Source organism: Lishizhenia sp., assembly GCF_057456495.1.
In genome coordinates, this window is record NZ_JBVCPV010000252.1 from 1 (window position 1) to 3,376 (window position 3,376).

At 35.9% G+C, this 3,376-nt stretch carries 5 protein-coding genes; all 5 read right to left on the reverse strand.

Annotated features, from left to right (window positions below):
* Positions 1-712 (reverse strand): outer membrane beta-barrel protein (locus tag AC22ZQ_RS13535; RefSeq protein WP_318959299.1); only part of this gene is annotated, 712 nt, incomplete at its 3' end.
* A 458-nt stretch (positions 713-1,170) separates the two neighbouring features.
* Complete coding sequence (locus AC22ZQ_RS13540; RefSeq protein ID WP_318959300.1) at positions 1,171-2,205, reverse strand: hypothetical protein; 1,035 nt, start codon at positions 2,203-2,205, stop codon at positions 1,171-1,173.
* Positions 2,202-2,723: an RNA polymerase sigma factor gene (locus AC22ZQ_RS13545; protein WP_318959301.1), complete on the reverse strand. Its 522-nt coding sequence runs from the start codon at positions 2,721-2,723 to the stop codon at positions 2,202-2,204. The genes AC22ZQ_RS13540 and AC22ZQ_RS13545 overlap by 4 nt, the downstream gene beginning before the upstream one ends.
* A 58-nt stretch (positions 2,724-2,781) precedes the next feature.
* Positions 2,782-3,174 (reverse strand): four helix bundle protein, encoded by a 393-nt coding sequence (locus AC22ZQ_RS13550; RefSeq protein WP_318959302.1) that lies wholly within the window; start codon positions 3,172-3,174, stop codon positions 2,782-2,784.
* Positions 3,152-3,376, reverse strand: a 225-nt coding sequence (locus AC22ZQ_RS13555; protein ID WP_318959303.1) for a hypothetical protein, incomplete at its 5' end; no start/stop codon positions are given. The genes AC22ZQ_RS13555 and AC22ZQ_RS13550, both read right to left, overlap by 23 nt.

The following is a 3,376-nucleotide window of genomic DNA, read 5'->3' on the forward strand; positions in this document are numbered from 1 at the left end:
CATCGGCTTTGAAAGGATTCGTACCGTAATCTCCTTTTTCAGAGAACTTTCTTTGGTAGCCATCCGTATCTGTTTCTCTTTTCAATTTCGAAATCAATTTTACTCCACCTACAATACCTGCGTTGAAATAAAAGTTGTCATCATCTTCGCGATTTGTTGTAAATTCTAAGAGTAAAGGCACGGTCAAATAAGTCATACGCAACTTGTTTTTACTGTAGTCTGCAAGGGTGTCCATCTCCGCCGTAATTTGGTCTGGAGAATAGTTGTAGATATAGTTGTTTCTAAAACTGAAGTTCGTTACGTTTAACCCCAATCCAGATGTGATCCCTACATAACCTTTTATAATGTCCAACCTTCCATCCATGAAGTTCAAATTCCAATTCCATGATTTTGAAGGATCAATTTCTAAGAACTGAGCATTGGGAAAGTCTGCTTTGTAACTCGGATTTACAAAAGTATTCACACCAACTTCTAATCCTGACCAGTTTGCTTCACTTTTTCTTTTTTTCGGAACTTCAAAATCATCTTCATTAATTTCTCCTTGGAAAGTGCTATCGTTTTCATCTGTTTGAATTACCACCTCCTCGTTTTCACCGCTTTTAATGATAATTACTTTATTCCCGATTTTCACCGTTAAAGTATCTGGATCTTCCTGTGCAAATGCAGCGCCACCTAAAACGCTCAAAATTGCTATAACTATAAATTTTTTCATCTTTTCTAATTTTTTAACTGAATTCAATTGTTGTAGTGTTTGTATGTAAGACTCACTAGTCACGCATTTGTTACAGGTTAAATTATTTTTTTTACAATTCATACCCGTATTAGCGCAAGCCTCTGTTTTTATTAGGGATTGAGACGGTTTTGACTTTGGTTTATGCTGCCTTTACCTGCTATTCAGTATACTCCTTGCGCATCAAGGAAATTTTTAAACACTTCATCAGGCTTCTCTTGGTCGCCTGTGAGCGCGCATAAAAATAAACCGTGCTGCACTGCGGGGTGCCCTTTCTATCAGGGGCAGAGTTCAATCGTAATGTTGATTTGCCTGTATAAGGATAAATACTTCACTATCATGAACATGAGGTGGAGAAATGAATATGGCATAAAAAAAGTTCAACTGCTAAGCTGAACTTTTTCGAAATTTATCCGACATCCTGCCGGTATGAAGTGGTTTTAGTTTTTCTTTAATTCTATTGCACCAATTTTTATTTTAAACCTTCCTTTGAAAAGAGATTTGTTCTCCTCTTTTTTTATTTCAATTGGCTTTTTCCCTGTCTTTTTACTGACTTTGTTTAAAGCGTAATCCACAAGTGGAGGTAAGGCGTTTTCTAGATAAGTGCCGTTCTCCTTGTTATTATTCATCGCCTTGTTGTTTGGTGTAGTGTTAATTTCTACGTGTTCAACAGGCTGTGTTTTTACTTCATCATCGTTAAGTGATGGATTTTGAGGTAGGTGAGTAGTTCCTGTTTTTTCAATACTCTTTGTAGGAGTTTGCTTTTCTTTAGGTAGGGCTCCTTGTTGCAATTCGTTTTTATTACTTAACGCGTTATTTTTCTTCTTGCCATTAGTTTCCGAAGCTGTAATTTGTGTCAAGATAGTTTCTTGTCCTTTTGTACGAATTGGATTATCATCCTTCATAGTAATGACAGGTAACTCTTCTTTTTCTTCCGGTGTATTGATTTTATTTGTGTCTTTTTGAGCGGGAATCACACGAGCGTGTTGAACATCCGGAGTGTCTAATTGCGTATTCATCATGAATAATAAGGTGAAACTCGCAGCAACTGCTACTAAAGCGGGCCACAAAATTATTGTCGACTTTCTCTTCAGTTTTCCTTTATTCGGATATGTTAGTGTGTTTTGATTGAGGTAAACTTGAGCATAATGCTGAAAACTTTCCTGTAATGCCTTAGAACTTGCCACAAGTTGTTCAACTAGGCTTGACTGTTCCTTCGTTAAAATTCCTTCATGGTAGGCGATAATTTTATCTTCGTTAGACATTTTATCAAAACTAGGAAGCGCCTCGAATTTTAAAGCTGCTTTATTCGAGTAAGCGATTTGTGGAGTTGCTATAGGATCCAGAAAATCATCTTCCACTTGCAATTCAGGATGAAGCACAAGGAAAGCTTCAAGCTCCTGCGTCAAAGCAGGGTCTAAATCACCTTCAAGGTAATCCATGTAAAATAGCTCGTAATTTTCTTTGGTTATCATACTAATATATCTATGCGTTTTAAATACGCCTTTAAACTTTTTCTTGCTCTAAAAATGTACACCTTTACTTGACTTGCGTTCAATTCTAATATATCTGCAATCTCATCGTAACTGTATCCTTCATAGTCGCGCAACAACACAGCAGATTTTTGAACTTCAGGTAAAGTACCTAGTGCTTGTTCTAAATGTTCCTGAATATCAAAATTAGGAATATTGGAACTTCCCACTTCTTGTTGACTTACATTTTCCATATCACCACTGCGTTTTTCTTTTTTAATAACATCAAGAGTACTTGTGTAAGCCGTTGTGAATAAGTAGCTCTTTACTTTCGTACCTTGGATGTCCTCATGTTTTTGCCAAACTTTGGCAAAAGTTTCTTGTACAACGTCATCGGCCAACATTTCATTTCTCAAATGTTTAATAGCAAATCTGTATATCCCATCGGAATATAAATCTACAGCGTTATTGTACTCTTTTACCGTCATAATAGCAGCGATGCTTGTAAGTAAGACTGACAAGTAAATGAAAAGTTACACACTTAATTTGAAAAATTTGAAGATTTGATAATTTGAAGGATTACTTTTTATATTTATTTCCGTTATGTGAAGTTGTTTTTAGATACTTAATGAAGTGTTTTAGTTGTATTGAGATGAACCTAAGACGATCTGTCAATTCATTAAACTCAATAGGAGTGATAAAGTTAAAGTCCATGGCTCTGATGAGTTGTGAGCGAAGTTCTCCAGCACTTCCCTTCGCAATGAAAAGAAATTGTATGAGTTCTTTATTGCCTTCTCTTTCGAATCCTTCGGCGATATTGTCCATAATGCTTCCAGAGGTTTTGAGTAAGTGGTTTTTTAAATAACCATTGGAAAACTCTAATTTATTATTGAGAACTTTGTATAATTCAGTGTTTAGAATTCTTGCCAGTTTCCATACTTCTAAGTTTTCAAAGCTTGAATAAGTTGACATTGTTTAAATTTAGGTTGAGATAGTAATTTACAATATTTTTCCGAGCTCTGCGAGGAAATCCCTCAAATCCCTCAAATCCCTCAAATCCCTCAAATCCCTCAAATCCCTCAAATCCCTCAAATCCCTCAAATCCCTCACATCCCTCAAACCATAAAAACTTTACGTTCTCCTTTGCTATACTTGCTTCGCAATTAGTTCTTGC

Excerpts from the sequence above, each read along its gene's own strand:
- AC22ZQ_RS13550 (WP_318959302.1), bottom strand. The coding sequence starts at position 3,174 with ATGTCAACTTATTCAAGCTTTGAAAACTTAGAAGTATGGAAACTGGCA.
- AC22ZQ_RS13540 (WP_318959300.1), bottom strand. The coding sequence starts at position 2,205 with ATGATAACCAAAGAAAATTACGAGCTATTTTACATGGATTACCTTGAA.